This window comes from Actinomycetospora sp. NBC_00405 (assembly GCF_036044095.1).
GTDB classification, from domain to species: Bacteria; Actinomycetota; Actinomycetes; order Mycobacteriales; family Pseudonocardiaceae; genus Actinomycetospora; species Actinomycetospora callitridis.
The window spans coordinates 1,347,972-1,374,187 of sequence record NZ_CP107938.1 but is presented as its reverse complement, the minus strand read 5'-3'; the positions used below and the strand labels follow the sequence as shown (position 1 = coordinate 1,374,187).

General features: G+C 73.1%; 24 protein-coding genes and 1 tRNA gene. 15 read left to right on the top strand and 10 right to left on the bottom strand.

Features of this window, described 5'->3' with window-relative positions:
* The first annotated feature begins 221 nt into the window (after nt 1–221).
* The 3 genes from OG774_RS06715 to OG774_RS06705 all read left to right on the top strand — a co-directional run bounded on the left by OG774_RS06715 (nt 222) and on the right by OG774_RS06705 (nt 1,580).
* Nucleotides 222–488 (top strand): hypothetical protein, encoded by a 267-nt coding sequence (locus OG774_RS06715; protein ID WP_328307852.1) that lies wholly within the window; start codon nt 222–224, stop codon nt 486–488.
* 71 nt (nt 489–559) lie between these two features.
* Complete coding sequence (locus tag OG774_RS06710; protein ID WP_328307850.1) at nt 560–802, top strand: hypothetical protein; 243 nt, start codon at nt 560–562, stop codon at nt 800–802.
* 331 nt (nt 803–1,133) lie between these two features.
* On the top strand, nt 1,134–1,580 hold the full coding sequence (locus OG774_RS06705) for a PaaI family thioesterase (protein ID WP_328310828.1): 447 nt from the start codon (nt 1,134–1,136) through the stop codon (nt 1,578–1,580).
* Here the strand turns inward: OG774_RS06705 and OG774_RS06700 are convergent.
* The 3 genes from OG774_RS06700 to OG774_RS06690 all read right to left on the bottom strand — a co-directional run bounded on the left by OG774_RS06700 (nt 1,558) and on the right by OG774_RS06690 (nt 5,512).
* On the bottom strand, nt 1,558–2,424 hold the full coding sequence (locus tag OG774_RS06700) for a hypothetical protein (RefSeq protein WP_328307848.1): 867 nt from the start codon (nt 2,422–2,424) through the stop codon (nt 1,558–1,560). The two genes, OG774_RS06705 and OG774_RS06700, sit on opposite strands and share 23 nt — an antisense overlap.
* Before the next feature lie 5 nt (nt 2,425–2,429).
* On the bottom strand, nt 2,430–3,542 hold the full coding sequence (locus OG774_RS06695; RefSeq protein ID WP_328307846.1) for a glycosyltransferase: 1,113 nt from the start codon (nt 3,540–3,542) through the stop codon (nt 2,430–2,432).
* A gap of 1,163 nt (nt 3,543–4,705) precedes the next feature.
* A complete protein-coding gene (locus OG774_RS06690; protein ID WP_328307844.1) occupies nt 4,706–5,512 on the bottom strand; it encodes an adenosine deaminase family protein in 807 nt (268 codons plus the stop codon).
* 514 nt (nt 5,513–6,026) lie between these two features.
* On the opposite strand from OG774_RS06690, the gene OG774_RS06685 reads away from it, so the two are divergent.
* A complete protein-coding gene (locus tag OG774_RS06685) occupies nt 6,027–6,248 on the top strand; it encodes a hypothetical protein (protein WP_328307842.1) in 222 nt (73 codons plus the stop codon).
* A gap of 73 nt (nt 6,249–6,321) precedes the next feature.
* Complete coding sequence (locus tag OG774_RS06680; RefSeq protein WP_328307840.1) at nt 6,322–6,879, top strand: GrpB family protein; 558 nt, start codon at nt 6,322–6,324, stop codon at nt 6,877–6,879.
* A gap of 214 nt (nt 6,880–7,093) precedes the next feature.
* Here OG774_RS06680 and OG774_RS06675 read toward each other — a convergent pair whose 3' ends face one another.
* The 3 genes from OG774_RS06675 to OG774_RS06665 form a co-directional block, all read right to left on the bottom strand.
* On the bottom strand, nt 7,094–7,471 hold the full coding sequence (locus OG774_RS06675; RefSeq protein ID WP_328307838.1) for a hypothetical protein: 378 nt from the start codon (nt 7,469–7,471) through the stop codon (nt 7,094–7,096).
* Nucleotides 7,472–7,746: 275 nt separating this feature from the next.
* On the bottom strand, nt 7,747–7,983 hold the full coding sequence (locus tag OG774_RS06670; RefSeq protein ID WP_328307836.1) for a hypothetical protein: 237 nt from the start codon (nt 7,981–7,983) through the stop codon (nt 7,747–7,749).
* A 22-nt stretch (nt 7,984–8,005) separates the two neighbouring features.
* Nucleotides 8,006–8,079: transfer RNA gene (locus OG774_RS06665), tRNA-Leu, on the bottom strand.
* A gap of 200 nt (nt 8,080–8,279) precedes the next feature.
* On the opposite strand from OG774_RS06665, the gene OG774_RS06660 reads away from it, so the two are divergent.
* The 7 genes from OG774_RS06660 (at nt 8,280) to OG774_RS06630 (ending at nt 15,735) form a co-directional block, all read left to right on the top strand.
* On the top strand, nt 8,280–8,924 hold the full coding sequence (locus OG774_RS06660) for an ANTAR domain-containing response regulator (protein WP_328307834.1): 645 nt from the start codon (nt 8,280–8,282) through the stop codon (nt 8,922–8,924).
* 173 nt (nt 8,925–9,097) lie between these two features.
* Nucleotides 9,098–10,318 carry a branched-chain amino acid ABC transporter substrate-binding protein gene (locus tag OG774_RS06655; protein WP_328307832.1) on the top strand — a complete coding sequence of 407 codons (1,221 nt, stop codon included), beginning with the start codon at nt 9,098–9,100 and terminating at the stop codon, nt 10,316–10,318.
* Between the two features lie 179 nt (nt 10,319–10,497).
* Nucleotides 10,498–11,700, top strand: a complete 1,203-nt coding sequence (locus tag OG774_RS06650; RefSeq protein ID WP_328307830.1) for a branched-chain amino acid ABC transporter substrate-binding protein — start codon at nt 10,498–10,500, stop codon at nt 11,698–11,700.
* A gap of 210 nt (nt 11,701–11,910) precedes the next feature.
* A complete protein-coding gene (locus tag OG774_RS06645; RefSeq protein ID WP_328307828.1) occupies nt 11,911–12,915 on the top strand; it encodes a branched-chain amino acid ABC transporter permease in 1,005 nt (334 codons plus the stop codon).
* Nucleotides 12,912–14,081, top strand: a complete 1,170-nt coding sequence (locus OG774_RS06640; protein WP_328307827.1) for a branched-chain amino acid ABC transporter permease — start codon at nt 12,912–12,914, stop codon at nt 14,079–14,081. Before OG774_RS06645 ends, OG774_RS06640 begins: the two co-directional genes overlap by 4 nt.
* Complete coding sequence (locus tag OG774_RS06635) at nt 14,078–15,019, top strand: ABC transporter ATP-binding protein (protein WP_328307825.1); 942 nt, start codon at nt 14,078–14,080, stop codon at nt 15,017–15,019. The genes OG774_RS06640 and OG774_RS06635 overlap by 4 nt, the downstream gene beginning before the upstream one ends.
* Nucleotides 15,016–15,735, top strand: a complete 720-nt coding sequence (locus OG774_RS06630) for an ABC transporter ATP-binding protein (RefSeq protein WP_442873954.1) — start codon at nt 15,016–15,018, stop codon at nt 15,733–15,735. The genes OG774_RS06635 and OG774_RS06630 overlap by 4 nt, the downstream gene beginning before the upstream one ends.
* Here the strand turns inward: OG774_RS06630 and OG774_RS06625 are convergent.
* The 4 genes from OG774_RS06625 to OG774_RS06610 form a co-directional block, all read right to left on the bottom strand.
* Complete coding sequence (locus tag OG774_RS06625) at nt 15,717–17,297, bottom strand: FAD-dependent oxidoreductase (RefSeq protein WP_328307823.1); 1,581 nt, start codon at nt 17,295–17,297, stop codon at nt 15,717–15,719. The two genes, OG774_RS06630 and OG774_RS06625, sit on opposite strands and share 19 nt — an antisense overlap.
* A gap of 45 nt (nt 17,298–17,342) precedes the next feature.
* Nucleotides 17,343–18,887: a helix-turn-helix transcriptional regulator gene (locus OG774_RS06620; protein ID WP_328307821.1), complete on the bottom strand. Its 1,545-nt coding sequence runs from the start codon at nt 18,885–18,887 to the stop codon at nt 17,343–17,345.
* Entirely contained in the window at nt 18,830–20,119 is a 1,290-nt protein-coding gene (locus OG774_RS06615) for an ATP-binding protein (protein ID WP_328307819.1), read from the bottom strand. Before OG774_RS06615 ends, OG774_RS06620 begins: the two co-directional genes overlap by 58 nt.
* Before the next feature lie 61 nt (nt 20,120–20,180).
* Nucleotides 20,181–20,624 carry a PaaI family thioesterase gene (locus OG774_RS06610; protein ID WP_328307817.1) on the bottom strand — a complete coding sequence of 148 codons (444 nt, stop codon included), beginning with the start codon at nt 20,622–20,624 and terminating at the stop codon, nt 20,181–20,183.
* A gap of 80 nt (nt 20,625–20,704) precedes the next feature.
* Here OG774_RS06610 and polA point away from each other — a divergent pair, with 80 nt between their 5' ends.
* The 3 genes from polA (at nt 20,705) to OG774_RS06595 (ending at nt 25,940) form a co-directional block, all read left to right on the top strand.
* Entirely contained in the window at nt 20,705–23,479 is a 2,775-nt protein-coding gene (gene polA, locus OG774_RS06605; protein ID WP_442873953.1) for a DNA polymerase I, read from the top strand.
* A 66-nt stretch (nt 23,480–23,545) separates the two neighbouring features.
* Nucleotides 23,546–25,042, top strand: a complete 1,497-nt coding sequence (locus OG774_RS06600; protein WP_328307815.1) for a flavin-containing monooxygenase — start codon at nt 23,546–23,548, stop codon at nt 25,040–25,042.
* 7 nt (nt 25,043–25,049) lie between these two features.
* Entirely contained in the window at nt 25,050–25,940 is an 891-nt protein-coding gene (locus tag OG774_RS06595; RefSeq protein WP_328307813.1) for an NAD(P)-dependent oxidoreductase, read from the top strand.
* The last annotated feature ends 276 nt before the right edge of the window (nt 25,941–26,216 follow it).

Genomic DNA, 26,216 nt, shown 5'->3' with positions numbered 1-26,216 from the left:
CCACAGGTACGGGGCGTCCACGTCGATGACGCATGCCCTCCTGGCGAGGAGGGCCAGGGCGACAGCCGTCCCTGGGCGCGCGAACAGTGGATGAACACGAGCGGGACCGACGGCGTGCGGCCATCGCGCGTCCGCCTCGAGCGAGAACATCGGATGACGGTCCGGACAACCTCAGGCCGGGTCTCGGTCCGATGCGCCGCGTCCCCACCAGGGTGGGGTGCGTGGTCCACGTCGAGCGCGTCGAGTACCCGCGCGAGGGTCGCGTCGTCGTGTCCCTGGCCGGACCGGGTGCGCGTGCTCCCGGCGTCACCGCGCCGGGTGGACGTCGGGTCGTCGAGCCCGCGGTGGCGGATCGCCTCGAGCAGGTCCTCGAGGCGGTGGTCCTCCACGCCCGAGCGAGCGGGACCACGCTGCGCCTCGAACTCGACGACCTCGTCGCGCGCGCCCGGCGGGACACGACCTCGCAAGGGAGCCGACGCGCACCATGACGCCGCGCCGCGACGGTGGCGATGCTCACGGGGTCGGGGCGGCCGAGCGGTTGATCGCTTAACTTCCAGGCATGCTTCACGTGTCGCTGACCTACCGTGGCCGGCGGGCGGTCGGGGCCTTCGTCGAGGAGGCCGACCTCGAGCTCATCGGCCGGCTCCGGGCGCTGGGTCGCGACGGTGCGGTCCCCGCCCTGGACGCCCGCGCGCGGCCGATCGTCGTGCGGGTCGAGCGCCTCGTCGTGGACCCCGACGTGCTGGGCTACGGCGCCGAGCCGCTCGGGGAGGGGCAGCTTGGGACTCTCCTCGCGGGCTGAGGGCTCGCGACTGCCGGGCATTGTCCGAAGTCCGAGCAAATCACGCGCGACCTGCTGGCCCGCCTCACCGCCGCGATGACCCGCAGAGCCAGCTGTGGGTGAGGTTCCCCGGGATGCCTGGACCTACTTCGTGGCTCTCCTCCACCGCGCGGGGCCACGATCGCGGTGCTCCTTCTGCTCACTGACCTCGGGCTAGGGCTACGCCTTGCCGGCAGGTGAGCCCGGCCTGGACCCGGGGGAGTCCGGCTGCTGTGTACAGAACTCTCGAAGCGTTCACCGCGGTGTGGCTGCCGGCGTCACCCCACACGGTCCAACCCTCGGGGACGTGTCGATGCTGTTGGAGCGGGCCGAGCAGGCCCTGGACGTGGCGCTGCCCCGGGCGCTCCAGGTCGAGTTCATGGAACCCGATGACCCGGGCGCCGGGGTCCGGTTCGTCGTGAACGGTCTGGCGGTGACTCCGTTCGCGACGCTGCACGGTGCCGCGCTGGGCGCGGTCGTCGAGCTCGCCGGATTCCTGGCCGTGCTGCCAACCCTCGACCTCAACGAGCACGCTGTGACGTGCCATATCGCCACGCAGTACCTGCGCGCCGCCCACGCCGGCGACCGGGTGGAGGTCTACGCCCAGCTGGATCGGCGCAGTCGGGCGATGGGCTTCGTGACCGTCACTGCGTTCACCCTCGGCCCGTCAGACGCCGCGGATCACCACGCGACGGGACGTCATCCCCAGATCGCGGCCAGCCAGATCACCAAGGCGATCATGCGCTCCTCGATGACCTGAGCCCGGCGGGCGCGGGGGAGTCGGTGAGCAGGAGCGTGCCGGTGATCGACGCGCCCAGACCGAGCAGGACGCCGACCAGGGTCGGCGGGTCCAGGGAGACGTGCTCGCCGAACCAGACCGCGCCGGTGGCGGTGGCGACGACGGGGTCGGCCAGGAGGATGAGCGTCATCGGGGGTCCGGCGTGGTGAGCGCGGGCGAGGGCGTGCTGGCTCAGCACGAAGGCGGTCGGCCCGACGATCACCAGGGTGACAGCGGCGAGGATCAGCGTCGGGTCGCCGAGGGCGCCGCCGAGGTCGGCTGGGAGCGCGCGCGCGAGCACGGCGAGAAGTGCGGCGGCCAGGCCGTAGCCCGCCCCGCAGGCCAAGGCCAGGCCCGGTGCCCCGGCCGCCCCTGGGTGGCGCTGCGTCCACCACAGTCCGAGGACCACGAGCACTGCCACCGCGGCCACCGGCGCTCCGACCGGGATCTGCGAGTGCGGTCCTCCTGGGTCGGTCGTGGTCGCCGAGTTGAGCAGGACGGCCAGGGAGCCCGTCCCGGCCACGGCGAGCCCCATACCCAGCACGGTGGCGGGAGGTGGCACGCGGCGGACCAGCAGCGTCTCGCCGATGGCTGCCCAGGCGACCGCTCCGGCCAACAGGGCCTGCACCATCCCGAGCGGACCGTTGCTCAGGGCCGCCGCCTGCAGGGCCACCGCCAGCACGGACGCACCCGTCCCGGCCAGCCACCACCGGCTCCTGAGCAGGCGGCGGTCGGCGCCGCCCAGCTCGTGCGCGGCGCGCTGCTGGGCGACGACGGCGACACCGGCGGCGACGGCCGACACGACGGCCGATGCGACGGCCAGCATCGCGTTCAGCCGGCCGCGACGTCGGCTGCGTCCCCAAGGCCATCGACACCGGCGTATCGCGCGACGATCGCCGACGCGTCGGCGTCGTCGATCCACCACATGCCCGCACGGGGGCGCCTCTGGCGGAGGGACGCCCGCTCCCGGTGGCCCTGCTCGACGGCTGCGGCCAGCTCGACAGGGCTGCTCGGCCACGCAGCGAGCCCGGCCCCAGCGAGGACTGCGGCGTTCGCTCGACCGTGGCCAGGGATGGGTCGGTAGGTCACGACCGGCAGACCCGCCACCAGCGCCTCGGTGCACGACAGGCCGCCCGCGTTGTGCACCAGGACATCTGCGGCGGCCATGAGATCGGGGACGTCGTCGCGCCAGCCCAGGGCCACGACACGTTCCAGGCCTGCGAGCCGCCCCCGGAGCCTCGTGTTGCGTCCGCAGGCGACCACACTCCAGGCCCGCGGGTGGTACTCGAGTGCCCTCACCGCGTGCTCGACCTCACCCATCCCCAGCGATCCCGACGCCAGCAGAGCAAGTGGTACCTGGGACGGCACTCCCAGCTCGCCACGGACCCGTTCTCTTGTCGCCCGCGGTTTCGGCCGGCTGAAGCGGGGTGCGCACAGAGGGCCGACGGCGCGCATGGCCACGCCGTAACGCCGACCGTGGACGACGGTCGCCTCGGTGACCGTGAGGTGCTCGTCGAGACCCGGATGGCACCAGGTGCGGTGGGCCGCGGGGTCGGTGAGAAAACTCAGCGCCGGCACACCGAGTCGCCCATCGGCGCGCAGCGCGCCCAGGGTCCGGCCCGCCAGCGGGTAGGTCGCCACCACCGCATCCACGTCCCGCGCCGCGGCAAGGGCGCCGGGCTCGGCGGCCCGGCACAGGCGCTCGGCGAGCCGGCTCGCCGCCCGGTTCGGGTGCTCGAGGTCAAGGAAAATCTTGTCGAAGAGCGCCGGCGTGTAGCGCACCGAGGGTGCGTACAGCTCGCGGAGCAGCTGCCTCCCCCACGCGGGGACCAGCGAGGTCCAGTCCAGCACCTGGGCGGACACCCCACGTCGTCCGAGGCGGCGCACCAGTTCTCGCGCCGCACCGTCGTGACCTACGCCGATCGAAGCGCTGAGCACCAGCACACGGGGGCGCGGTGCGAGGTGGGCGACTCGTGTCATCGCGGCGAGGACGCTCCCTGGTCCTGGGGTCACACGGGCACTCGCCACTCCACCGCGCTCGTGAGGGCAGGCGATGAACGCCGAGTGAGCAACCCCGGCAGATCAGATGACCAGCGCGGCGCCGATACGCAGCTGAGCGCACCGGCGTGCTGGACACCGCTACCTCCGGGACACGCGCCAGTTGGACCACCAGGTCCAGCATGGGTGGCAGCGCACTGGAGGAGGCTGTGGGACCGGTGTGCTCCCGACCAGCTCGAGGGCGTCGTGACGGGCCCTCCGCTGCTGGAAGCCGAGACCGCCAGAGCGGCCGCAGTGCGCGAGGTCGGCGAGGAGACCGGGGTGACGGTCACGGTGACCGGGCTGGCCGGTGTGTTCAGCGACCCGGAGCACGTCGTCGTCTACCCCGCGACCGGGCAGGCCCGCCAGCAGCACGTCACCCTGGTCCAGCCGATGAGGGTCTCGACCTCCGCAACCGCTGCCGCCGCCGGGCCTGGCAGGCGCGGCGAGGGTGGCGGGAGCCCGCCTCGGGGCCTCCTTCGGAGGCGCGAACCCTGTCCTGCCGACGGGTTCGGACGGGGCAAGCGCCGGTTCGTCGACCACCGCCGCCCACGGCCAGTCGTTTGCGCTCGCGGCCTGCACGCGGCCTGGAGCGGGCGCCCCGATGAGGGTGGACCGGCCCCGACCAACCTCTGCCCCTGTCGCCGAGCTCGTCGCTCGTACGGTGTTTCGCGGTGCCCAGACCCAGGGATGGGCCCCTGGCCGCCAGAGATGCCGACGCATCGGAGCACCGTCGCCGGCGACCCGTCAATCGCCATGAGCCGCGGAGCCCGCGGGGTCGACATGAGTGATCGTCGGCGGTTGGCTGTCGTGGTCGACGCTGGACTGGCGGGCCATCAACGCGCCCATGTCCATGTACTCAGCCACGGTGAGCAGCCCCTGGGTGGTGGCGTTGGGGCGTGCGCTAGCGCCGACCGGGCGCAGCAGCGGCCTGGTTCGCCCGCCCCTGCCACGAAGGCGCCGCAGGACAACGTCGGCGGCGCCGTCGGGTCTGGCTTCCCGCGATGGAAGGACGAACACGGCGCGCAGCGTTACCCGGCGCCCTCCGGCAGCTTGGCTGCAAGTCGCTATCAACTCCCCGGATGGAGCTCGAGCCAGTCGTCGATCCCGGCGACTCCCGCTGCCACGACCACCGCCGGTGCAGCGCTCGCCGTCAGGGACGCCCGGGCGAGCGTGGCGATCTCGTTGTCGGTGAGTCCGAGGGCCTCGCGGGCTATGCGGTACTCGTCGGCGAGGTCGGTGCTGAACACCAGTGTGTTGTCGGCGTTGAGCGAGCAGCTCACCCCCGAGCGGACGAGTCCCGGCAGCGGGTGCTCGGCGAGCCTTGCGACCACGCCGAGAGCAACGTTCGAGGTCGGACACAGGTCCAGGCAGACACCCCGGTCGGCCAGTTCCGCCACCAGCGCAGGGTCCTCGGCGGCCCGCACGCCGTGCATGAGCCGGTTGGGGCGCAGGACCGTGAGCACCTCCCGGATCGAGTCCGGCCCGCGCAGCTCCCCGGAGTGGGGCACGACCTGCAGGCCCGCGTCCCGGGCGATCTGCGCGGCACGAGCGAACGGCGCGCACGACGCCCGCTCGTCCCCGGCCAGCCCGAGCCCGACCACGCCTCGGCCCGCCCACGTGGCAGCGAGTCCGGCGAGAGCGCCGGGCTGCTCGGCGTCACGGCTGCGGTCGATGCCTATCACGACCCCGGCCTGTCCGTCGGCGACGGCGACCGCGTCGCAGACGAGCTCCATCGTGGCCTCATCCGAACCGGTCAGACGGCGGTGGAACCCTGAGGCGGAGACGCTCACCTCGGTCCAGACCGCTCCGTCGGCGGCGGAGTCCTCGACGAGTTCGACGACCAGCCGGTGGAGGTCCTCCGGGCCCCGCAGCACGGCCTTGGTCGCTGCGCATCTTGGTCGCTGCGTAGGTGGTGGCGAACTGGTCCCACGTCGAGAAGCGAGGCGGGAAGGCCGTCGTCCCGCCGAGCTCGATGAACGTCGAGCCCCGGATCGAACCCGTCAAGTGCACGTGCAGGTGCGCTTTGGGCAAGCGGCGCAGGTCGCGATGCTCCACGGCACCCCGTCCTACCACTCCCTGGGCAGGCCTCGAGGTGGCTCGCTCCGCCTCCTGTCATCGGCCCGGCGGGGCCGCTCCACCCGCCACCACCGTCAGCTCGGCGAGCAAGGCCGGCCCCACCTCGGGCGAGGGCCGCTCACTGCTGTGCCAGGCAGGCCGCGCTCGACAAGATCGCCGGCACCACAGTGGCCCTCTACCGACCGCCGACGCCGACCAGCGTCGTGCGACGGGGGCGAGCCGAGGGCGTGCCCCGAGGCCGGTGCGTTCCCGGGGGCTGTTCAGGCCTCGGTATGTAACCTCGGTCACAAGGATCAGAAGGGAGTTGCTCCGATGACCACCGCCAGGGAACGGGTTCACAACGACCCCGACGACCCCGACGACGAGGTGCCGCCGATCCCCGCTCAGCGGGTCCCACGCGTCGCGGAGCGGGAGGTCCCCGAACTTCCCGAGAACGAGCCGCCGCCCGTGCCCGAGGACGAGACGGTCGAGCCGCCGGAGCCGTCGGCGCCGCCGGTAGACACATGGCCGGAGAACGAGGACCAGGGGTCCTGAGCGGCCGTCTACTTCTGGCCACAAGGGTCCTGAATCTTAGTTCCGTCAGCGTCGCATGCTTCGTTCGGCGGCGATGGAAGGAGCCGAGGAATTGGGCGGCAGCTTCCCGGAGTGGGCGGTCGAACCGGTGCGGCTGGTCGAGCACGATCCGGCGTGGGCGCGGCGAGCGGAGGGCTTCGCCGGCGAGGTGCGCGAGCTGTTCGGACGGTATCTGATCGGCGATGTGGTCCATGTCGGGTCGACGGCGATTCCGGGTCTGCCGGCGAAGCCGATCATCGATCTGCAGTCGGTGGCCGCGGATCCGGTGAAGGCGGTGACCGCTGCGGGAGTGGCAGCAGAGGCAGCGAGCTGGATGCTGGTGCCTCGCGAGCTCGATCAACAGCCGTGGCGCTGGCTGTTCGTGCGCGTGGATTCCCAGGGCTGCTCGCGGCTGGCTCATCTGCATCTGATGCCGCCCGGGCAGGCGCGCTGGGACGAGCAGCTGCACTTCCGTGATCAGTTGCGCTTGAGTGCTGAGCTGCGGGCGGAGTATGCAGCGCTCAAACAACGGTTGGCCGTCGACCACCACGATGATCGGGAGGCCTATACCGCGGCCAAGAGCGCGTTCGTGCGTCGAGTGACGGCGGGTTAGTCGTTCTCGCTGCGGTCCTTGATCAGGAGTTCGCGCCGGGCGGGGGTGTGGTAGGAGTCGTCGCACCACGACCCCGCGGTCTGGAGGCGCTTGCTCGTCAGGGCGACTGCTGAACACTGGGCGCGACAGGTACGACGGGGAGAGGTTTGGTCGACGCTGTCGGCCTCCACTGCAGGACTGTGCGGACCGGCTCGGTGTGTATGACGCCGGCCGGCTACCCCGTGGGGGTGCCGTAGCGGAGGAGGTTGTTGTCGGGGTCGATGTGGGCGCCCTCGCGGGTGCCGTACTCGGTGTCGACCGGCGCCTTGTCGCGCCCGCCGTGGTTGATCGCGGCCCAGCGCGCGTGTAGTGCGTCGGCGTCGTCGACGGTCAGGTAGGCGCAGGCTGCGGTGCGGGCGGGGTCGTGGCCAGCCATGACGCTCACGTGGATCGCGATGTCGTCGAGTTGGGCGAACGCGTAGCTCTCGTCGTAGGTGTCGACGTCGAAACCGAGGGCGCGGTAGTGGCTCGTCCAGCGCACAAGGTCGGTCGTGGCGAACACGGGCGCGACCGCGCGCAGCCCTGTGGCCGTCGGGACCGTGGGATCGCTCATGACGGGCGACCCTTTGCGACGACGACCTCGTCGCACAACCGCCGGAGAGCTCTTCGAGCGGTTCGTCGCCTCCTCAACGTGAAAATCGCCCGCCCCGTCGGCACGACTGACCAGCAGGGCGGCGTGTTGCTGGTCCCGGAAATCACCGCTGATTTGCTGGCCGGAGTTGCCGGCGAACCGGAGGCGCACGTGAGTGGCTGCTCAGTACACCGCTGCTCAGTACCGGTGCGAGGCGAACCACCTCGACGACCTGAGCATCGGCGGAGCAGTCAAGATCATCGGCGTGGCGGTGGCAACGCTGCGGCCGGGAGTTCAGGTCGACCAGCAGGGCCGCGGTACTCGACCAGGGTCGTGTCCTCGCGCTTGCGGGCGACCTTGGCGAGGTAGAGCTCGGCGGCCCCGGCAAAGGTCGAGCGCGGCGACAGGGCGCCGGCCGTGCTTCGCTGGCGCTCCTGGATCGCCTTGTTCGACCAGTAGAGGACGACTAGCTCTGACCGATGGAACCAGGTCAAGACGCTGACCTGCAACGATGTGTGCCCCCGGTGGGACTCGAACCCACACCGGACGGATTTTGAGTCCGCTGCCTCTGCCGATTGGGCTACGGGGGCGTGTTACGGCATCCACAGGAGAAAAGCGTCACCGTCGGTGGGTCACCGTAGTGGAGGTATCGTCCCTGAATCGAAACGGCCTGCCCGAACCGGTCGTCACGGCCCTGTGCCGGACCGGCGGGCGGGACCGCCGCCCGGGGTCGACGCAGCGTCGCGCGTGCTGGGGTGGCGCGACGACGCGCATCGAGAGGGAGCCGCACATGAGCCAGTCGGCCGACATCGTCACCGAGACCGACATCGAGGCCGCCGCCGCTCCGGAGGCCGAGGCCGCGCCCGCCGGGCTGCGGGTGGTCGTCGCCGAGGACGAGGCGCTCATCCGTCTCGACCTCGTGGAGATGCTGCGCGAGGAGGGGTACGACGTCGTCGGCGAGGCCGGCGACGGCGAGGAGGCCGTGCGCCTCGCCCGCGAGCTCCGCCCGAACCTGATCATGATGGACATCAAGATGCCCGGCACCGACGGGCTCGAGGCCGCGCGGACGATCGCCGGCGAGCGCCTCGCCCCGGTCGTCATGCTCACGGCGTTCAGCCAGCGCGAGCTCGTCGAGTCCGCCCGCGACGCCGGTGCGATGGCCTACCTGGTCAAGCCGTTCTCCAAGACCGACGTGGTCCCGGCGATCGAGCTCGCGGCGTCCCGGTACGCCGAGGTCGCCGCGCTCGAGGCCGAGGTCGCGGGTCTCACCGACCGTCTCGAGACCCGCAAGGCCGTCGAGCGCGCCAAGGGCCTGCTGATGGCCAAGAAGAAGATGACCGAGCCCGACGCCTTCCGCTGGATCCAGCGCACGGCGATGGACCGGCGCACCACCATGCGGGCGGTCGCCGACGCCGTCGTCGAGACCTTCGGCTGACGTCACCGAGCGTGAGTGCGACCTGTGGGTGACCAGCCGTCACCTGCTCGGGTCGCGACGCGCTGATCAGCACGGATCGGGTGTGACGGTCCCCGTCGCGGTCGTGGCCCGGCTGTGACCTACCGTGGACTCCCGCCACGCATCGAGGTCGGACACGGCAGGGGTTGAGGCGAGTGGGAGCGCGACGACGTCGGGTCGGGACGCTCGGAGCGGTCGTCGCGACCCTCGCGCTGGTGGTCGCCGGCTGCGGGGGAGCGGGCGGCTCGTCGGGCGACGGCGGCGACTGCGACACCAGCCGCGGCACGCTGGTCGTCGGGCTCGTCGCGCCGCTGTCGGGCGAGCTGGCGTCGGTCGGTCTGGGCATGAAGAACTCGGCGGACGTCGCGATCAACCAGGCCAACGCCCGCTGCGCGGTGCCGGGCTACCACCTGGCCGTGCAGAGCCAGGACGACCGCGCGGACCCCGCGGTCGGCGCGTCCGCCGCGGCGACGCTCGCCCGCGACCCGTCCCTGATCGGCGTCCTCGGTCCGTTCAACTCGTCGGTCGCGCAGGCCGTGCAGCCGGTCCTCGGCGAGGCCAACGTCGTCCAGGTCTCCCCGGGCAGCACCGCGACGAGCCTGACCCGTGGCGCGAACGCCGTGACCGCGCCCCTGCGGCAGTACCAGACCTTCTTCCGCACCGTCGCGACCGACGCCGTCCAGGGCCCGGCCGCGGCCACCTACCTGTCGCGCACCGAGAACAAGCGCCGCGTCGCGGTGGTCTCCGACGGCAAGACCTACGGCGACGGCATCGCCGAGGAGTTCGCGAAGCAGCTGGCCACCCAGGGTGGCCAGGTCGTCGCGCGCGTCCGGGCGCCGCTGGGCACACCGCGCGCCCAGGTCGTCTCGACCGTGGCCGCCGCGCGCCCCGACGCCGTGTTCTACGGCGGCGAGTACCCGGAGGGCGGCCCGCTGTCGGCGGCGCTCGCCGCCGGGGGCGTGAGCGTGCCGGTGATGGGCGGCGACGGCATCGTCAACCCCGGCTACGTCACGGCGGGTGGTCGCGAGGGTGACCTCGGCACCTCCGTCGGCCCCCCGCCGGAGACGCTCCCGGCCGCCCGCGAGTTCGTCGAGGCGTACCGCCGGGCGGGCTATCCGGAGAGCATCGGCTCCTACGGGGCGTTCACCTTCGACGCGGCGAACGTCCTCGTCGACTCCGCCGTGCGGAGCCTCGCCGAGGACGGCGAGTGGACGCCGGCGCTGCGCCCGGACATGGTGCGCGCGGTGCAGGGATTCCACGGTGACGGCATCACGGGGCCGCTGTCGTTCGACCGTTTCGGGGACGTCAGCACCGATGCGGTGACCGTGTACCGCGTCCAGCAGGGGCGGTGGGCGGTCGTCGGCCCTGCCGACTGAGCCACCCGGCCCTGTGTCCCTGCGTCCGCGGAGCGGATCTCTGGACCGGTTCGGATGTCACGGTCCGAACACGACCGCGCATGCGCTTGCGCCCGGGACCTCACACGCCTATACCTTCCACACCCGACCGGGCGAGCGGTGATCACGCGAACCCGACGTGAACTGTGACGGAGGTGGACGTGATCCGACGACGGCTCGCAGCCGCGGGTGCGCTCGCGGCGGCGGTGGCGCTGGTCCTCAGTGGCTGCGCCAACCAGGGGGGAGGCGAGCAGCAGGGCGGCGGTCCGGCGGCCGGGGCACCGTCCCAGCCCACCAACGCGGTGCTGCCCGCCGGCAACGGCCAGGGGCGCTGCGCTCCGGGCACGTCGATCGGCTACGCCGGCACCATCGCGGGCCAGAACGCCGCGCTCGGCATCGCCATCGTCAACGCCGCGCAGCTCGCGGTCGACCAGCACAACGCGGCGAACCCGAACTGCCAGGTGACGCTGGTGCGCGCCGACACCGGTGGCACCCCGGACACCGCGGTGGGCCCGACCACCGGGCTGATCAACAACCCGGCGGTCCTGGGCATCGTGGGCCTGCCGTTCTCCGGTGAGTCCCGCGCGATGGGCCCCGCCCTCAACGCGGCCGGCCTCGTCAACATCACCCCGTCGGCCACCAACCCCGGCCTGACGCAGAACGGGTGGACGAACTTCTTCCGCGGCCTGGGCAACGACGCGGTCCAGGGCCCGGCCGTCGCCGGGTACATCCAGAACCGGCTCAACGCCCAGAACGTCTGCGTCATCAAGGACGACTCGGACTACGGCATCGGGCTCGCCGGCACGGTCACGCAGGCCCTCGGCCCGCGTGCGTCCTGCCAGATCGACGTCAAGACCAACCAGCGCGAGTTCTCGGCGATCATCGGTCAGGTCCAGCAGGCCAACCCCCAGGCGATCTTCTACGCCGGCTACTACCAGGAGGCCGCGCCGCTGATCCAGCAGCTGCGTGACGCCGGCGTGCAGACCACGTTCATCGGTCCCGACGGCGTGAAGGACGAGCAGTACGTCGTCAACGCCGCCGGATCGGCCGACGGCAGCCTGTTGTCCTGCCCGTGCGTGCCGCAGGAGGGCTTCACCGACTTCTCGAACGCCTACCGTCAGGCCTTCGGCGTCGCGCCGCAGACCTACTCGGCGGAGTCGTACGACGTCACGACGATCCTGCTGCAGGGCATCGACCAGGGTGCCGCCGACCGTGCCGCGCTGCTGAACTTCGTGCGCGGCTACAGCGGCCAGGGCCTCACCAAGCAGTTCCAGTGGAGCCCGACGGGCGAGCTCACGAGCACCCCGGTCTGGATGTACCGGGTGCAGGGCAACCAGATCGTCACCGACACCCAGATCGGCTGACCGACCCGTCCGACACCCTCGGCCGCGTCCCCGCGCACCGTCGCGCGGGGGCGCGGCCGTCGGGTGTCGGACTCCCTGTGGCGGACCCCTGGTGACGGCTGATGCCACGCTGATCGACACTGCCCTACCGGCACCCCTCCGTGCCCGCCCCGGCGGGCGCCCGACGCACCCGGGGAGCGCGTCATCCCGACTTCCGTCCTCGACCTGGCCGTGGCACACGCGGCACCGCTGGTCGTGCACGCCGAGCCCTGGATCAACTTCGACGTCGGTCTGCTCGCCGACCGCTTCTGGGCGAACACGATCAACGGTCTCGCCTACGGCAGCGTCTACGCGCTCATCGCGCTGGGCTACACGCTCGTGTACGGCGTGCTCCAGCTGATCAACTTCGCGCACTCCGAGATCTTCGTGATCGGGGTGTTCGCGGTCTACCTGACGTTCCTCGGGCTCGGCTTCGAGCCCGGCGCGATCCCGAACCTGCCGCTCGCGGCGATCATCCTGGACCTGATCCTCGCCGGGCTCGTGGCGATGGCCGTGTCCGGTCTCGCCGCCGTCGGCCTGGAACGCGTGGCCTACCGGCCACTACGACGGCGCAACGCGCCACGTCTCGCGTTCCTCATCACCGCGATCGGCGCCTCGTTCGCCATCCAGCAGGTCATCCGCATCTGGCGGGGGTCGAACCCCGAGGGCACGATCCGCCTGCTGCCGCCGTCGCCGGCCTTCACGATCTTCGGCGCGCCCGTCACGAACCTGCAGATCGTCATCATCCTGGCCTCGCTCGCGATGTTCGTCGTCGCCGACCAGTTCGTGAACCGCAGCCGCCTCGGACGCGGCATCCGCGCCGTGGCGCAGGACCCGGCGACGGCGACGCTGATGGGCGTCAACCGCGAGCGCGTCATCATGATCACGTTCGCGGTCGGCGGCATCCTCGCCGGCGTCGCGGCGCTCTTCTACCTCATGACCATCCCGCAGGGCGCGGTCTACAACGGCGGCTTCCTGCTCGGCATCAAGGCCTTCACGGCGGCCGTGCTGGGCGGGATCGGCAACCTGCGGGGCGCCCTGCTCGGCGGGCTGATCCTCGGGGTCGCCGAGAACTACGGGCAGAGCCTCTTCGGCGGCGACTGGCGCGACGTCGTCGCGTTCGTGCTGCTGGTGCTCGTGCTGATGTTCCGACCGACCGGCATCCTCGGGGAGTCGTTGGCGAGGTCCCGCGCATGAGGGACCGCATGGCCACCGTCTCGCACTGGTGGAACGCGCAGAGCAGGCCGGTGCAGTGGGCCTACATGGTCCCGGTGGTGCTCTTCATGCTCGCGCTGCCGGTGCTGAACCCGCCGATCATCACGACCGAGCCGTACACCGACTTCCCCATCTCGCTGTTCAACGCAGCGGTCTTCGCGCTCATCGCGATCGGGCTCAACGTCGTCATCGGCCAGGCGGGCCTGCTCGACCTCGGCTACGTCGGCTTCTTCGCGATCGGCGCGTACACCGCCGCGCTGCTGTCCAGTCCGGACTCCGAACTGGGCGTGCGCTACCCGTGGCTGGTGATCGTGCCGATCGCCATGGTGGTCACGATGATCTCCGGGGTCATCCTCGGCACCCCCACGCTACGGCTGCGCGGGGACTACCTCGCGATCGTCACGCTCGGCTTCGGCGAGATCGTCCGGCTGCTCGCCGACAACGTCGACCCTCTGCGCGGCAACCGCGGGTTCCAGAACATCGCGCGGCCGGGGGGCGACTTCCCCGACGGCACGCCGATCTTCAGCCAGACCGACGCCCTCGGTTTCTACTGGCTCGCCGTCATGATCATCGTCGTCGTCCTGCTGCTCATGGGGAACCTCGAGCGCTCGCGGGTCGGGCGCGCGTGGATCGCCGTGCGCGAGGACGAGGACGCCGCCGAGCTCACCGGCGTCCCGACCTACCGCTTCAAGATCTGGGCGTTCGCCATCGGCGCGGCCGTGGGCGGACTGTCCGGGACGCTGTTCGCGGCGCAGGTCGGATACGTGAACAACCAGCGCTTCGACATCACCACGTCGATCCTCTATCTCGCCGCGGTGGTGCTCGGCGGGCAGGGCAACAAGGTCGGTGTCATCCTCGGGGCCTTCCTCGTGTCCTACATTCCCGACCGGTTCCAGTTCGAGCCGCAGTACCGCTTCCTGATCTTCGGCGTCGCGCTCATCGTCCTGATGATCTTCCGGCCGCAGGGGCTCCTGGGGATGCGCCAGCACCTCCTGGCCAACGGCAGGAAGGCGTACCAGAAGTTGTTCGGAGCGGGTGCCGCCGTCGCGCCGAGCGGCTTGTCGGCGTCCTCGCGCGCTCGCGGGGATCTCCCGGAGGCCGTGCCCGACGACCATGCCGGCACCTCGCCACGGGGAGGTGGCGAATGAGCGAGCCCACTCCCTCCGACATCTCGATCGACACGCCCCCCACGGCCGAAGGACTCCTCGAGTCCCTCGAGCACATGGACGCCGCGGAGCGGGCGGAGCACGACGCGGCGGTCTCGGCCTCGGTCGCGCCGGAACGCGAGTTCTCCGTGGCGAAGGGCGAGACGCTGCTCGCAGTCGACGGTCTGACCGTGCGCTTCGGCGGCCTGACGGCGCTCGATGACGTCACCTTCGACGTCCGGCGCGGCGAGATCCTGGGTCTGATCGGCCCGAACGGGGCCGGCAAGACGACGTGCTTCAACGTCGTGACCGGCGTCTACCGGCCGACCTCGGGCGACATCCGTCTCGAGGGCGAGTCCCTGGCGCGGATGAAGCGGTACAAGATCATCCAGACGGGCGTCGCGCGGACCTTCCAGAACATCCGGCTGTTCGGGGCGATGACGGCACTGGAGAACGTCGTCGTCGGCACCGACGCACGGCACCGCACGTCGGTCCCGGGGGCGCTGCTGCGGCTGCCGCGGCATCGTCGCGAGGAGCGCGAGGCCGTCGAGAAGGCCATGGCACTGCTGGAGTTCGTGGGCATCGCCGACCGCGCCGCGGACAAGGCGACGGCCCTGCCCTACGGGTACCAGCGGCGGCTCGAGATCGCCCGCGCGCTGGCCACCGAGCCGAAGCTGCTCTGCCTCGACGAGCCGGCCGCCGGGTTCTCGTCGAGCGAGAAGGACGGGCTCTCCGAGCTCATCCTCAAGATCCGCGACGACGGTTACACGGTCGTCATCGTCGAGCACGACATGCGGGTCGTCCTCGGCGTGACCGATCGCCTCGTCGTGCTCGACTTCGGCCGCAAGATCGCCGACGGCGTGCCCGACGAGGTGCGCCGCGACCCGGCCGTCGTCTCGGCGTACCTGGGCGGGGACATCGACGAGGAGACCGACCAGTGAGCCTGCTCGAGCTCGAGGACGTCCACGTCGCCTACGGGCGCATCCAGGCCCTGCGCGGAATCTCCCTGCGCGTCGAGGAGGGCCAGATCGTCTCGTTGATCGGGGCGAACGGCGCGGGCAAGACGACCACCATGAAGGCGATCTCCGGGATCCTCGGCCTGCAGTCGGGGTCGATGCGCTTCGACGGTGCCGACCTCACCTCCGTCCGGGCCGACCTGCGCGTGGCGAAGGGCATCAGCCAGGTGCCCGAGGGTCGCGGGATCTTCCCCGGCATGACGGTCGCCGAGAACATCGACATGGGCGCCTACCTGCGCTCCGACCGGCGCAGCCCGGAGTTCGCCGCCGACCTCGAGCGCGTGTACGAGCTCTTCCCGCGGCTTGCCGAACGGCGCACCCAGACCGGCGGCACGCTCTCCGGCGGCGAGCAGCAGATGCTCGCGATGGGCCGTGCGCTCATGGCCCGGCCCCGCCTGCTCCTGCTCGACGAGCCGTCGATGGGGCTCGCGCCGCAGTTCATCGCCCAGATCTTCCGGGTGATCACGGAGATCAACGCCGAGGGCACGACCGTGCTGCTCGTGGAGCAGAACGCGAAGCAGGCCCTGGGCCTGGCGCACTTCGCCTACGTCATGGAGACCGGCGAGGTCACCCGCTCCGGCACCGGCGCGGAGCTCCTCGCCGACTCCTCGATCCAGGACGCCTACCTGGGCGTGAGCTGAGGCTCGGGCTCGCCGGTCGTCGCAGCGAACGAGTGGTTCGCTGCTTCTAGGCGCACGAACTCCCCGTTCGCCCGGGCACCGGTGCGCCCGAGGGCGTGGTCGACGGCGTCGGAGAGCGCTCCGGCGGGGCCGGCGACGGGTGCGTCCGCCCGCCAGGCGACGTAGCCGTCGGGACGCACGAGCACCGCGCCGCCGTCGCCGAGCCGGTAGGCGCTCATGAGCCGGGGACCGGCGAGGTCCGGAGCGGCGAGGGGGAGGTCCTCGGCGGCCGCGCGCCAGGTCGGGTCGGCGGTCACCAGCGTCAGGCGACCGTCCCAGAGGTCGAGCGTCGAGCACCGCCGCCCGTCGACCGTGACCCATACGTGCGGGGCCCGCTCGCCGGGTGCCGCGGCGAGGTCCTCCGGGGCGGTCAGTGGCGGCGCGCCTCCGTCGAGCACCGGGGACGTGTAGCCCGTGCCGAGGTCGCCGCCGAGACCGTCGGCGGGGTGGGGCACGCCCGGCTGCACCGAGCGGTGGGCGTTCCGCGCACCGACGGGCGCGCGCTCGGCGGCGTAGCTCGCGAGCAGCGGCTCGCCGGCGTCGCCCCGCGCGGCCCGGGCCAGCTTCCAGCCCAGGTTGTGCCCGTCGTGGACCGCGGTGTTGAGCCCGACCGCGCCGACCGGTGTCATCCGGTGCGCCGCGTCGCCGACCAGGAACGCCGACCCTGCACGCGAGGCCGTGGCGAGCTCGGCGACGAGGTCGAAGACGGCCGTGCCGAGCATCTCGGGGCGCAGGTCCGGGATACCCGTCGCCGTCCGCAGCAGCGCCGTCCAGTGCGCGTCGTCGACGGGGATGTCGGCGTCGGTGGGGCACGGGCGGGCGTAGCCCCACCGGTGGCGGCCGAAGGCGATGATGAGGCCGTCCTCCAGGGCGTAGAGCCCGTGGGCCCAGTCGCCGATCACGGTGGTGAGGTCGGCGCGGAACAGCATCTGGACGTGGCGACCGATGCCGCCGAGGTGCTCGATGTCGATGCCGAGGGCCGTGCGCACGCGGCTGCGCGGACCGTCGGCCCCCACGAGGAACCGGCTGGACACCTCGGTCGTCGCGCCGGTCGCCCGGTCGCGGACACGCGCCCAGGCGCCCTCGTCGTCGACGGCGAGGTCGACGAGCTCGGTGTCGAACCGGATCTCCGCGCCCGCGCGACGGGCCGCGTCGAGCAGGATGGGCTCGAGGAGATCCTGCGCGCAGCAGGCCGGGAAGGCCGGGCTGACGGCGAGCGCCTCGCGGGGGAGGGGGAAGCCGATCGGGTTCTCGGTGAGGCCGGGGTCGTCGAGGGTCCGGCCGAACATCGCCCGGGCGATGACGTTCGAGCTCGCGGCCCGCACGTCGTCGGCGACGCCCCAGGTCCGGAAGATCTCCATGGTGCGCGTGCTCAGCCCGGAGGCCCGTGGATGGATCGAGGTGCTCCGATGCCGTTCGACGACCAGCACCCGGGCGCCGTGCCGGGCGGCGGACAGGGCGGTCGCCAGGCCCGCGGGGCCGGCGCCGACGACGAGGACGTGGGTGTCGCTGTGCTGACTCATGACAGGGAGCGTCGCGGTGCCGGCACTGCGCCGGATCCGTGCTGACTACGGAATCAAGGGTGTTCCCTGCGCCCAGGTCCGTAGCCCGCCGCGGTCGGTGGTCCCCGTCTTGGCCAGCAGCCGGGCGACGTGGGACTCGACGGTGCGCGTCGAGAGGTGCAGGCGTCCGGCGATGTCGGCGTTGGACAGGTGCTCGGTGACGAGCCGGAGCACCTCGGTCTCGCGGACCGTGATCCCGAGCCGGCGCAGGCCCGGCGGGAGCGGGTCGGCGGTGCGCCACGTCCGGGTGGGTGCGCCGGCGGCCCGCAGCAGGTCGCGGCAGGTGCGGGCGAGCGCGCGGGCGCCCGGGTCGTCGCCCTGTGCGTGCACCGCGAGGTCGGCGCGCAGCGCGGGCACCGGGTCGCCCCAGCCGTCGCGCACGGCGGCGTCGAGGACGACGGTGCGCACCAGGCGGTGCCACCAGGGCGTGTCGTCGAGGAAGCCCGCGGCCTCGGCGGCCAGGGTCGCCGCCTCCGCGCTGCGCCCCGCGCGGCCGGCGGCGATCGCGTCGGCGTAGGCGAGCATCCCGGCATTGGAGCGCGCCATCAGCATGTGGTGCCCGCGCACCCGGTCGCGGGCCTGGGCGTCGCGGCGGCCGTCGACCGCGGTGAGCAGCAGCGGCCAGAGCCCGTAGAACGCGAGCGGGGCCGCGCTGCGGTGGGCCAGCGCGGCGGGGACGGCGCGGTCGAGGAGCTCGGCGGACCGGGGCAGGTCGTGGGCCAGCAGCGCGGCCAGCGCCGGCACGAGCGGCCCGAGGACGGCGACCTCCGGGGAGACGTCCGCCCGTGAGAGCCCGGCGGCCTGCAACGCGTCGGCCTCCGCCCGCTCGCCGGCGAGCGCGGCGGCCCCGCCGGCGAACAGCTCGGCCATGCCCTGCAGCGAGGTGAGGTGCAGGAGTCCGAGCCGCTCGATGGCCGGACGCGCGATCGCGAGCGCCGCCCGCGGTCCGTCGAGCTGCAGCGCGGCGTCCGAGCGCAGCAGGTCGCACTGGGCGGCCTGGGCGAGCATCCCGTGCCGTTCGGCCAGCTCCCGGGCCTGGGAGAGACCCGTCGCGTGGACGTCGCCGGCGCTGAGGCGTCGCGCGCCCAGCGCGAAGAGCGCCTCCACCCGCCAGGGCGTCAGCCCGTGCTCGCCGGCGATGCGCGCCGCGCGCTCCCCGATCGCGGTGCCGTCGAGGTCGTCGTCGGTCAAGGCGCAGCGGGCGAGGACCAGCAGCGCCTCGACGAGGGTCTCGTCGCTGCCGGACCCTGCCTCCGCGGCCGTCACGGCCGCCCGGGCGCGCACGGTGGCGACGGCGGTGTCGCCGGCCCCGAACGCGGCGTCGGCGCCGAGCACGAGCGAGCGGGCGTCGTCCGGACGGCCGGCGCGCGCGATCCACTGCTCGGACTCGACCCAACGGCCCCCGAGCACCGCGGCCCGGGCGAGGCGCAGACACAGTTCGGCGTGCTCGTCGCCGACCACCTCGCCGGACTCGAGCGCCGCCGCGCCGACCGTCAGCGCCTCGGCCGCCCGTCCGCGCAGGCCGAGCACCCGCACCCGCTCGGCGGCCACCCGACCGGGCTCCGCGCCCAGCTCCCCGGCCCGGACGAGCAGCTCCTCGGCGTGGCCCAGGGCGCCCCGGGAGGCGTCGCGGCGCGCGAGGTCGACCAGCAGGGTCGTCGCGCGCCGGTGGTCGCCGGCCTCGGCGAAGCGCGCGGCCGCCGCCTCGCGGTCGCCGGGGAGGCCCGCGCCTCCAGCGCCGCCGCGAGCCGGCCGGCCACCGCCGCGCGGTCGGGCGGGAGGAGGGCCGCGAGCACCGCGTCGCGGGTCAGGGCGTGGCGCCAGGCGAGGCGTCCGTCGACGGCGGCGAGCAGGCCCGCGGCCACCGCCGCCCGCAGCGCCGCGAGCACCCCGGCCTCGTCGACACCGGTGGCCGCGGCGAGCAGCCGGTGGTCGGGGTCGCCGGGGGCGACGGCCGCGGCGTCGACCACCGTGCGGGCTCCCTCGGGCAGGGCCCCCAGCCGCCGGGCGACGAGCCCCGCCCAGCTCGGCGGCACGGCGCCGGGGCCGGCGTCGAGCAGCTCCTCGACGAGGAAGGGCAGGCCCTCGGAGCGGGCGAGGAGCTCCCGGAGATCGCGCGGCGGGTTGGCCCGGGCGCCCGCGAGGGCGGCCACGCCGTCGGCGTCGAGCCGGTCCAGCGCGAGGACGGCGACGTTCGGATGGGCGGCGAGGGCGGTCACGCCGCGGTGGTCCTCGTCGTCCCGCGCGGCCAGGGCGAGCAGCACCGGGCCCGCGTCGACGGTGCCGGCCAGGTAGTGCAGGAGGTCGAGGGTGTCGGCGTCGGCCCAGTGCAGGTCGTCGAGCACGAGGACGGCGCCCCCGTCGCCGTGGAGCTCGGCGAGCAGCGCGAGGACCCCCTCGCCGAGGACGACCGCGGGGTCGGCGCCCGGCCCGGCGGGCGGGTCGACGGGACCGTCCACCGCGCCGGGGACCAGCCGCGCGAGCGCCGTCCGGAAGGGCCGCAGCCGCGGCGTCCCCGGGAGCGGCCCGGCTCGCAGCGGTGGCGCGAGGGCCTCGGCGAGGGGCCGGTACGCGCCGCCGCCGGGCACCGCGCGGCCGCGCAGGACCGGGCGCCCGGCGGCCTGGGCGGCGTCTTCGACCTCCCCGAGCAGGCGCGACTTCCCGATCCCGGCCTCGCCGCTGAGCAGGACCGCGCCGCCTGCGCCGTCGGCTAGCGCCCCGACCCGCCCGCGCAGCAGGTCGCGCTCGGCGTCCCGGCCGACGACGGGACAGGGGCGGGCCATCTCCCCATTGCAGCGCGCTCGCGGCTTGCTGACCAGGGGCGATGTCCCCGTTCGGCCGGGATCAGCCTGTCGAGCCCGGCGGTCGCGAGCGGTAGACGCAGGTGAGCTTGGCGGTGCAGACGCGCCGGTCCTCGGCGTCGGTGATCACGATCTCGAACGTGCCGATCGTGCGGCCCACCGACAGGGGCGTGCAGACGCCGGTGACCAGGCCGTCGAGGGCCGAGCGGTGGTGGGTGCACGAGAGCTCGAGGCCGACGGGGAGGCGCTCGGGCCAGCCGTGCATCGCGGCGGCCGTGGAGCCCAGGGTCTCGGCGAGCACGCCGTTCGCGCCGCCGTGCAGCAGGCCGAACGGCTGGCGGTTGCCGGTGACGGGCATCGTGCCCACCACCCGCTCCCTGGTCCACTCGGTGATCTCGATGCCCATCCGGGATGCGAGCTGCTCGTCGGGGTACTGGACCTCGATCTCGGGCACCGCGGCGGACTCGGGGGCCGGGGAGCTGGTCATCCCCGCAGGGTAGGGCGACCGGTCGCGCGCGGCCGCCCGGGCGCCCGGGGTGTGTCGGGGGTCGCCCCTAGACTCGCGGCGTGGCTCCGACCGGCACGGCGACCCAGCAAGAATCGACGCAGCCCGAGACCGTCCCGGACGCCCCGGCGGGCGGGCGCGGGCGTCTGCTGCTGCTCGACGGGCACTCGTTGGCCTACCGGGCGTTCTTCGCCCTGCCGACGGAGAACTTCAGCACCACGACGGGCCAGACGACGAACGCCGTCTACGGCTTCACGTCCATGCTCATCAACCTGCTGCGCGACGAGGAGCCGACGCACGTCGCGGTGGCCTTCGACGTCTCGCGGCAGACCTTCCGGGCCGAGACGTTCGCGGCCTACAAGGCCAACCGGTCCGCGACGCCCGACGAGTTCCGCGGCCAGATCGACCTCATCAAGGACATCCTGCGGGTGCTCGCGATCCCGGTGCTCGCGGTCGAGGGCTACGAGGCCGACGACGTCATCGCGACGCTCACCACGCAGGCCGTGGCCGAGGGCATGAGCGTGTCGATCTGTACGGGCGACCGCGACGCGTTCCAGCTGGTCAGCCCCGAGGTCACGGTGCTCTACCCGCGCAAGGGCGTGTCCGATCTCGTGCGCTACACGCCCGAGCAGGTCATGGAGCGCTACACCCTCACGCCCGAGCAGTACCCCGACTTCGCGGCCCTGCGCGGCGACCCGAGCGACAACCTCCCGAGCATCCCGGGGGTGGGGGAGAAGACGGCGCAGAAGTGGGTCCGCGAGTTCGGGTCCCTCGACGCGCTGGTCGACCGCGTGGACGAGGTGCGCGGCAAGGCCGGCGACGCGCTGCGCGAGAACCTGTCCTCGGTGGTGCTCAACCGCCAGCTCACCGAGCTCGTCCGCGACGTCGAGGGCATCGGCGCGGGCCCGCACGACCTCGAGGTCCGCCAGTGGGACCGCGACGCCGTGCACCAGCTGTTCGACCAGCTCGAGTTCCGGGTCCTGCGCGAGCGGCTGTTCTCCACGCTCACGGCTGCGCTCCCGGAGGCCGACGAGGGCTTCGAGGTCCGCGGCGCCGCCCTCGAGCCCGGCGCGGTGGCCGACTGGCTGGACGACCACGCCCGCGACGGCTCGCGCACCGGCCTCTCGTTCCGCGGCACGTGGGCCCACGGCGCGGGCGACCTCGAGGGCATCGCGCTCGCCGCGGCCGACGGCGAGAGCGCGTTCGTCGACGTGCGCACGCTCGACGAGAGCGACGAGAAGGCCCTCGCCGGCTGGCTGGCCGACCCCGCCCTGCCGAAGGCGGGCCACGAGATCAAGGGTCCGAGCCACGCGGTGCGGGCGCGCGGCTGGGCGCTCGAGGGCGTCACGAGCGACACCGCCCTGGCCGCCTACCTCGCCCGTCCCGGCGAGCGCAGCTTCGACCTCGCCGACCTCGCGCTGCGCTACCTGCGCCGCGAGCTGCGGGTGGAGGAGAGCGGCGACGCCGGCGACCAGCTCACGCTCGACGGTGGCGAGGAGGAGGCCGACACCGCGCTGGCGCAGGCCGAGATGCTGCGCGCCCGCGCCGTCACCGACCTCGCCGAGAAGCTCGACGAGGACCTCGCCGAGCTCGGCGGCACCGCCCTGCTCACCGAGCTCGAGCTGCCCCTGCTGGCGGTGCTGGCCGACCTGGAGGCCGCCGGCATCGCGGTGGACGTCAGCGCGCTGCACGACCTCGAGTCGCAGTTCGGGGCGCGCGTGCAGGCCGCGGCGCAGTCCGCGTACGACGTCATCGGCAAGGAGATCAACCTCGGGTCGCCGAAGCAGCTCCAGGTGGTGCTGTTCGACGAGCTCGAGATGCCGAAGACGAAGCGCACCAAGACGGGTTACACCACCGACGCGGACGCGCTGCAGACGCTGAACGAGTCGAACCCGCACCCCTTCCTCGAGCACCTGCTCGAGCACCGCGACGCCACGCGCCTGCGGGTGACGGTGAAGGGGCTGCTCGACGCGCTGTCCGACGACGGGCGCATCCACACCACGTTCAACCAGACCATCGCGCGCACCGGCCGGCTCTCCTCCACCGAGCCGAACCTGCAGAACATCCCGGTGCGCACGGCCGAGGGCCGCCGCATCCGCGACACCTTCGTGGTCGGGTCCGACTCCGCCGACGGCGCGTTCGGCGAGCTCATGACCGTCGACTACTCCCAGATCGAGATGCGCATCATGGCGCACCTCTCGCGCGACGAGGCGCTGATCGAGGCGTTCCAGTCGGGCTACGACTTCCACTCCGTCACCGCCGCGCGCGTGTTCGGGGTGGCCGAGGACGAGGTCTCGTCCGCGCAGCGCGCCAAGATCAAGGCGATGAACTACGGCCTCGCCTACGGCCTGTCCGCCTACGGGCTCTCGGCCCAGCTCCGGATCTCCACCGACGAGGCCAAGGAGCTGATGGAGGAGTACTTCACGCGCTTCGGCGGAGTGCGCGACTACCTGCGGCAGGTGGTCGACCAGGCCCGCAAGGACGGCTACACCAGCTCGATCCTGGGCCGCCGCCGCTACCTGGCCGACCTCACCAGCGACAACCGCCAGCGTCGCGAGATGGCGGAGCGGATGGCGCTCAACGCCCCGATCCAGGGCAGCGCGGCCGACATCATCAAGGTCGCGATGCTCGGGGTGCACCAGGCGCTGCGCGAGTCCGGGCTGCGCTCGCGGATCCTGCTGCAGGTGCACGACGAGCTGGTGCTCGAGGTCGCACGGGACGAGAAGGAGGCGGTCACCGAGCTCGTGCGCCGCGAGATGGGCGCCGCGTTCGAGCTCGACGTCCCCCTCGAGGTGTCGGTCGGCTTCGGCCGGTCGTGGGACCAGGCGGCGCACTGACCACCGGGGTGTGACGGCGGGCCCGCCCGCTGGTACCGCCGCGTACCGCCCGCTACGGTGGTACGCGTGAGTACCGAGCACCTCGACGTGGTCATCGTCGGCGCGGGCCTGTCCGGCATCGGGACCGCCTGCCACCTCGAGCGCGATCTGCCGGGCACCCGGTACGCGGTGCTCGAGGCCCGCGAGGACCTGGGCGGCACCTGGAGCCTCTTCCGCTACCCGGGCATCCGGTCGGACTCCGACATGCACACGCTGGGGTACCGGTTCCGGCCCTGGAGCAGCGCGACCGCCCTGGCCGACGGCCCCTCGATCCTGGAGTACGTGCGCGACACCGCGCAGGAGTACGGGGTCGACGAGAAGATCCGCTACGGCCACCGCCTCACCCGGGCGTCCTGGGACTCCGACACCCAGCGATGGACGCTCGAGCTGCCCGGCCAGGAACCGCTGACCTGCTCGTTCCTGCTCATGTGCTCGGGCTACTACCGCTACGACCAGGGCTACACGCCGGACCTGCCCGGCCTCGAGCACTTCGGTGGCACCGTCGTCCACCCCCAGCTCTGGGACCCCGAGATGGACTACGCCGACCAGCGCGTCGTGGTCATCGGCAGCGGCGCGACGGCCGTGACGCTGGTGCCGGCGATGCTCGAGGGCTCCGAGGACCACGGCGCCGCCGCGCACGTGACGATGCTGCAGCGCTCGCCGAGCTACGTGCTCTCCATCGGGCGCACCGACCCCGTGGCCGAGGTGCTGTCGCGGTGGCTCCCGCGGTCGGTGGCCGATCCGCTGACGCGCACGAAGAACATCGCCCAGATCATCGCGCTGTACCAGATCAGCCAGCGCTTCCCGCGCTTCGTGCGCGGCCTGCTGCGCAAGGCGACGCAGGCTGCCCTTCCAGCGGGCTACGACGTCGACACCCACTTCAACCCGCGCTACGACCCGTGGGACCAGCGGATGTGCATGGTCCCGGACGGCGATCTCTTCCGCGCCGTCCGCTCCGGGCAGGCCGACATCGTCACCGACACCATCGAGACCTTCACCGAGGGCGGCATCCGCCTCGCCTCCGGTGAGGAGCTCGAGGCCGACGTCGTCGTCACCGCGACCGGGCTGAACCTGCAGATGTTCGGGGGCGCCGAGGTCGTCGTGGACGGCGAGCCCGTGCACCTCCCCGACACCATGGCCTACAAGGGCATGATGCTCAGCGGGGTGCCCAACCTCGTCTACATGATCGGCTACACCAACGCGTCCTGGACGCTCAAGGTCGATCTCGTCGCCGAGTACGTCGTCCGGCTCCTGCGTCACCTGCGCGACCACGGGCTCGGCGTCGCGGTGCCCGAGCGGGACCCGGACGTCGAGGAGGCACCGTTCCTCGACTTCGGTGCCGGCTATGTCCAGCGCTCCATCGACGAGCTGCCCAAGCAGGGCACGCACGCGCCGTGGCGTCTCGCGATGAACTATGCGATCGACGCGGTGGCGCTGCGCCGCAGCCGGGTCGACGACGACGCCGTGCGCTTCGTCCCGGCCCGGGCCGGTCGGGTACCGGAGGCCGAGCGCGCGGCGGGATGATCGCGGCATGACCACCCTCGGCGTCGTCGCCCCCGGCGCCATGGGCACGGCCCTCGGGCGGTGCCTGGCCGAGGGCGGCCACCGGGTGCTGACGAGCCTCGCGGGACGCTCGGGGGACACCGTCGCCCGCGCCCGCGGGGTGTTCGAGGACGCGGGCGGTCTCGAGGACCTGGTGCGCGCCGCCGACGTGGTCCTGCTCGTCGTCCCGCCCGGAGAGGCCCGCGCGGCCGGCGACGCCCTCGCCGCGGCGTGCGAGGCCACCGGCGCCCGGCCCCTGACCGTCGAGATGGACGCCGTCTCCCCGGACACCGTCCGCGCCGTGGCCGAGGGGCTGCCGGGCGACCTCGTCGACGGCGCGATCTCGGGCCCGCCGCCGCGCCCGGACGCGTCCACCCCGACCCGGGTCTTCCTGTCCGGACCCCGCGCCGGGGACGTCGCGGCCCTGCGCGCGCCGGGCGTGCGCTGGATCGTCCTCGACGGGCCGGTCGGCGCGGCGAGCGCCGCCAAGATGTGCACCGCCTCGGTGCGCAAGGGATACCAGGCGCTGCTCGCGCAGGCGTTCGTGACCGCCGAGACCCACGGGGTTCTGGACGAGGTGCTCGCCGACGTCCGCCTCGACTTCCCCGACGCGGGCGTCGCCTCCGCGGCGGTCGCGGCCACCAAGGCGTGGCGCTTCGTCGACGAGATGACCGAGATCGCCGCGACGCAGGAGGCCGCCGGGCTGCCGCCCGCGCTGGCCGAAGGACTCGCTCAGGCCTACCGCGCATTGGCCACGAGCGGATGGGGCACCCGGCGTCCGGACGAGGTCCCGCCGGACCTCGCCGACCCCGCCGATCTGCGTCCACGTCGTCGTCCGGGAGACGCCTCAGGAGAAACAGACCGCATTCCCGGTCAGTGACGTCGAAGGGCGCCCGAGGCGTCACCCAACGTGCTCGTCCGTCCCCGGAGCATCCGGCCAATGTCGGCGTGCTCCGACCGGTCGAAGGGCGGGGACCGGACGCTCCGGGACGATTCTGCCCCTGACGCCGCCCGGCCCACGGGTGGCGCACGCCCGGACTCTTTCGGACGCTTTTTCCACGGCCTGTCGGCGTTCGTGAACACGCCCGGACGGCCCAGAGGCGACGCGCCGAACGACACTCTCGGCGTCGGCGTCCGGACGCCACGGACACACCTG

What these genes read in the sequence shown, in the direction of transcription:
- OG774_RS06710 (WP_328307850.1), top strand. Translation starts at nt 560, where the DNA reads ATGCTTCACGTGTCGCTGACCTACCGTGGCCGGCGGGCGGTCGGGGCC.
- OG774_RS06705 (WP_328310828.1), top strand. Translation starts at nt 1,134, where the DNA reads ATGCTGTTGGAGCGGGCCGAGCAGGCCCTGGACGTGGCGCTGCCCCGG.
- OG774_RS06700 (WP_328307848.1), bottom strand. Translation starts at nt 2,424, where the DNA reads ATGCTGGCCGTCGCATCGGCCGTCGTGTCGGCCGTCGCCGCCGGTGTC.
- OG774_RS06685 (WP_328307842.1), top strand. Translation starts at nt 6,027, where the DNA reads ATGACCACCGCCAGGGAACGGGTTCACAACGACCCCGACGACCCCGAC.
- OG774_RS06680 (WP_328307840.1), top strand. Translation starts at nt 6,322, where the DNA reads ATGGAAGGAGCCGAGGAATTGGGCGGCAGCTTCCCGGAGTGGGCGGTC.
- OG774_RS06675 (WP_328307838.1), bottom strand. Translation starts at nt 7,471, where the DNA reads ATGAGCGATCCCACGGTCCCGACGGCCACAGGGCTGCGCGCGGTCGCG.
- OG774_RS06660 (WP_328307834.1), top strand. Translation starts at nt 8,280, where the DNA reads ATGAGCCAGTCGGCCGACATCGTCACCGAGACCGACATCGAGGCCGCC.
- OG774_RS06640 (WP_328307827.1), top strand. Translation starts at nt 12,912, where the DNA reads ATGAGGGACCGCATGGCCACCGTCTCGCACTGGTGGAACGCGCAGAGC.
- OG774_RS06635 (WP_328307825.1), top strand. Translation starts at nt 14,078, where the DNA reads ATGAGCGAGCCCACTCCCTCCGACATCTCGATCGACACGCCCCCCACG.
- OG774_RS06625 (WP_328307823.1), bottom strand. Translation starts at nt 17,297, where the DNA reads ATGAGTCAGCACAGCGACACCCACGTCCTCGTCGTCGGCGCCGGCCCC.
- OG774_RS06615 (WP_328307819.1), bottom strand. Translation starts at nt 20,119, where the DNA reads ATGGCCCGCCCCTGTCCCGTCGTCGGCCGGGACGCCGAGCGCGACCTG.
- OG774_RS06610 (WP_328307817.1), bottom strand. Translation starts at nt 20,624, where the DNA reads ATGACCAGCTCCCCGGCCCCCGAGTCCGCCGCGGTGCCCGAGATCGAG.
- OG774_RS06595 (WP_328307813.1), top strand. Translation starts at nt 25,050, where the DNA reads ATGACCACCCTCGGCGTCGTCGCCCCCGGCGCCATGGGCACGGCCCTC.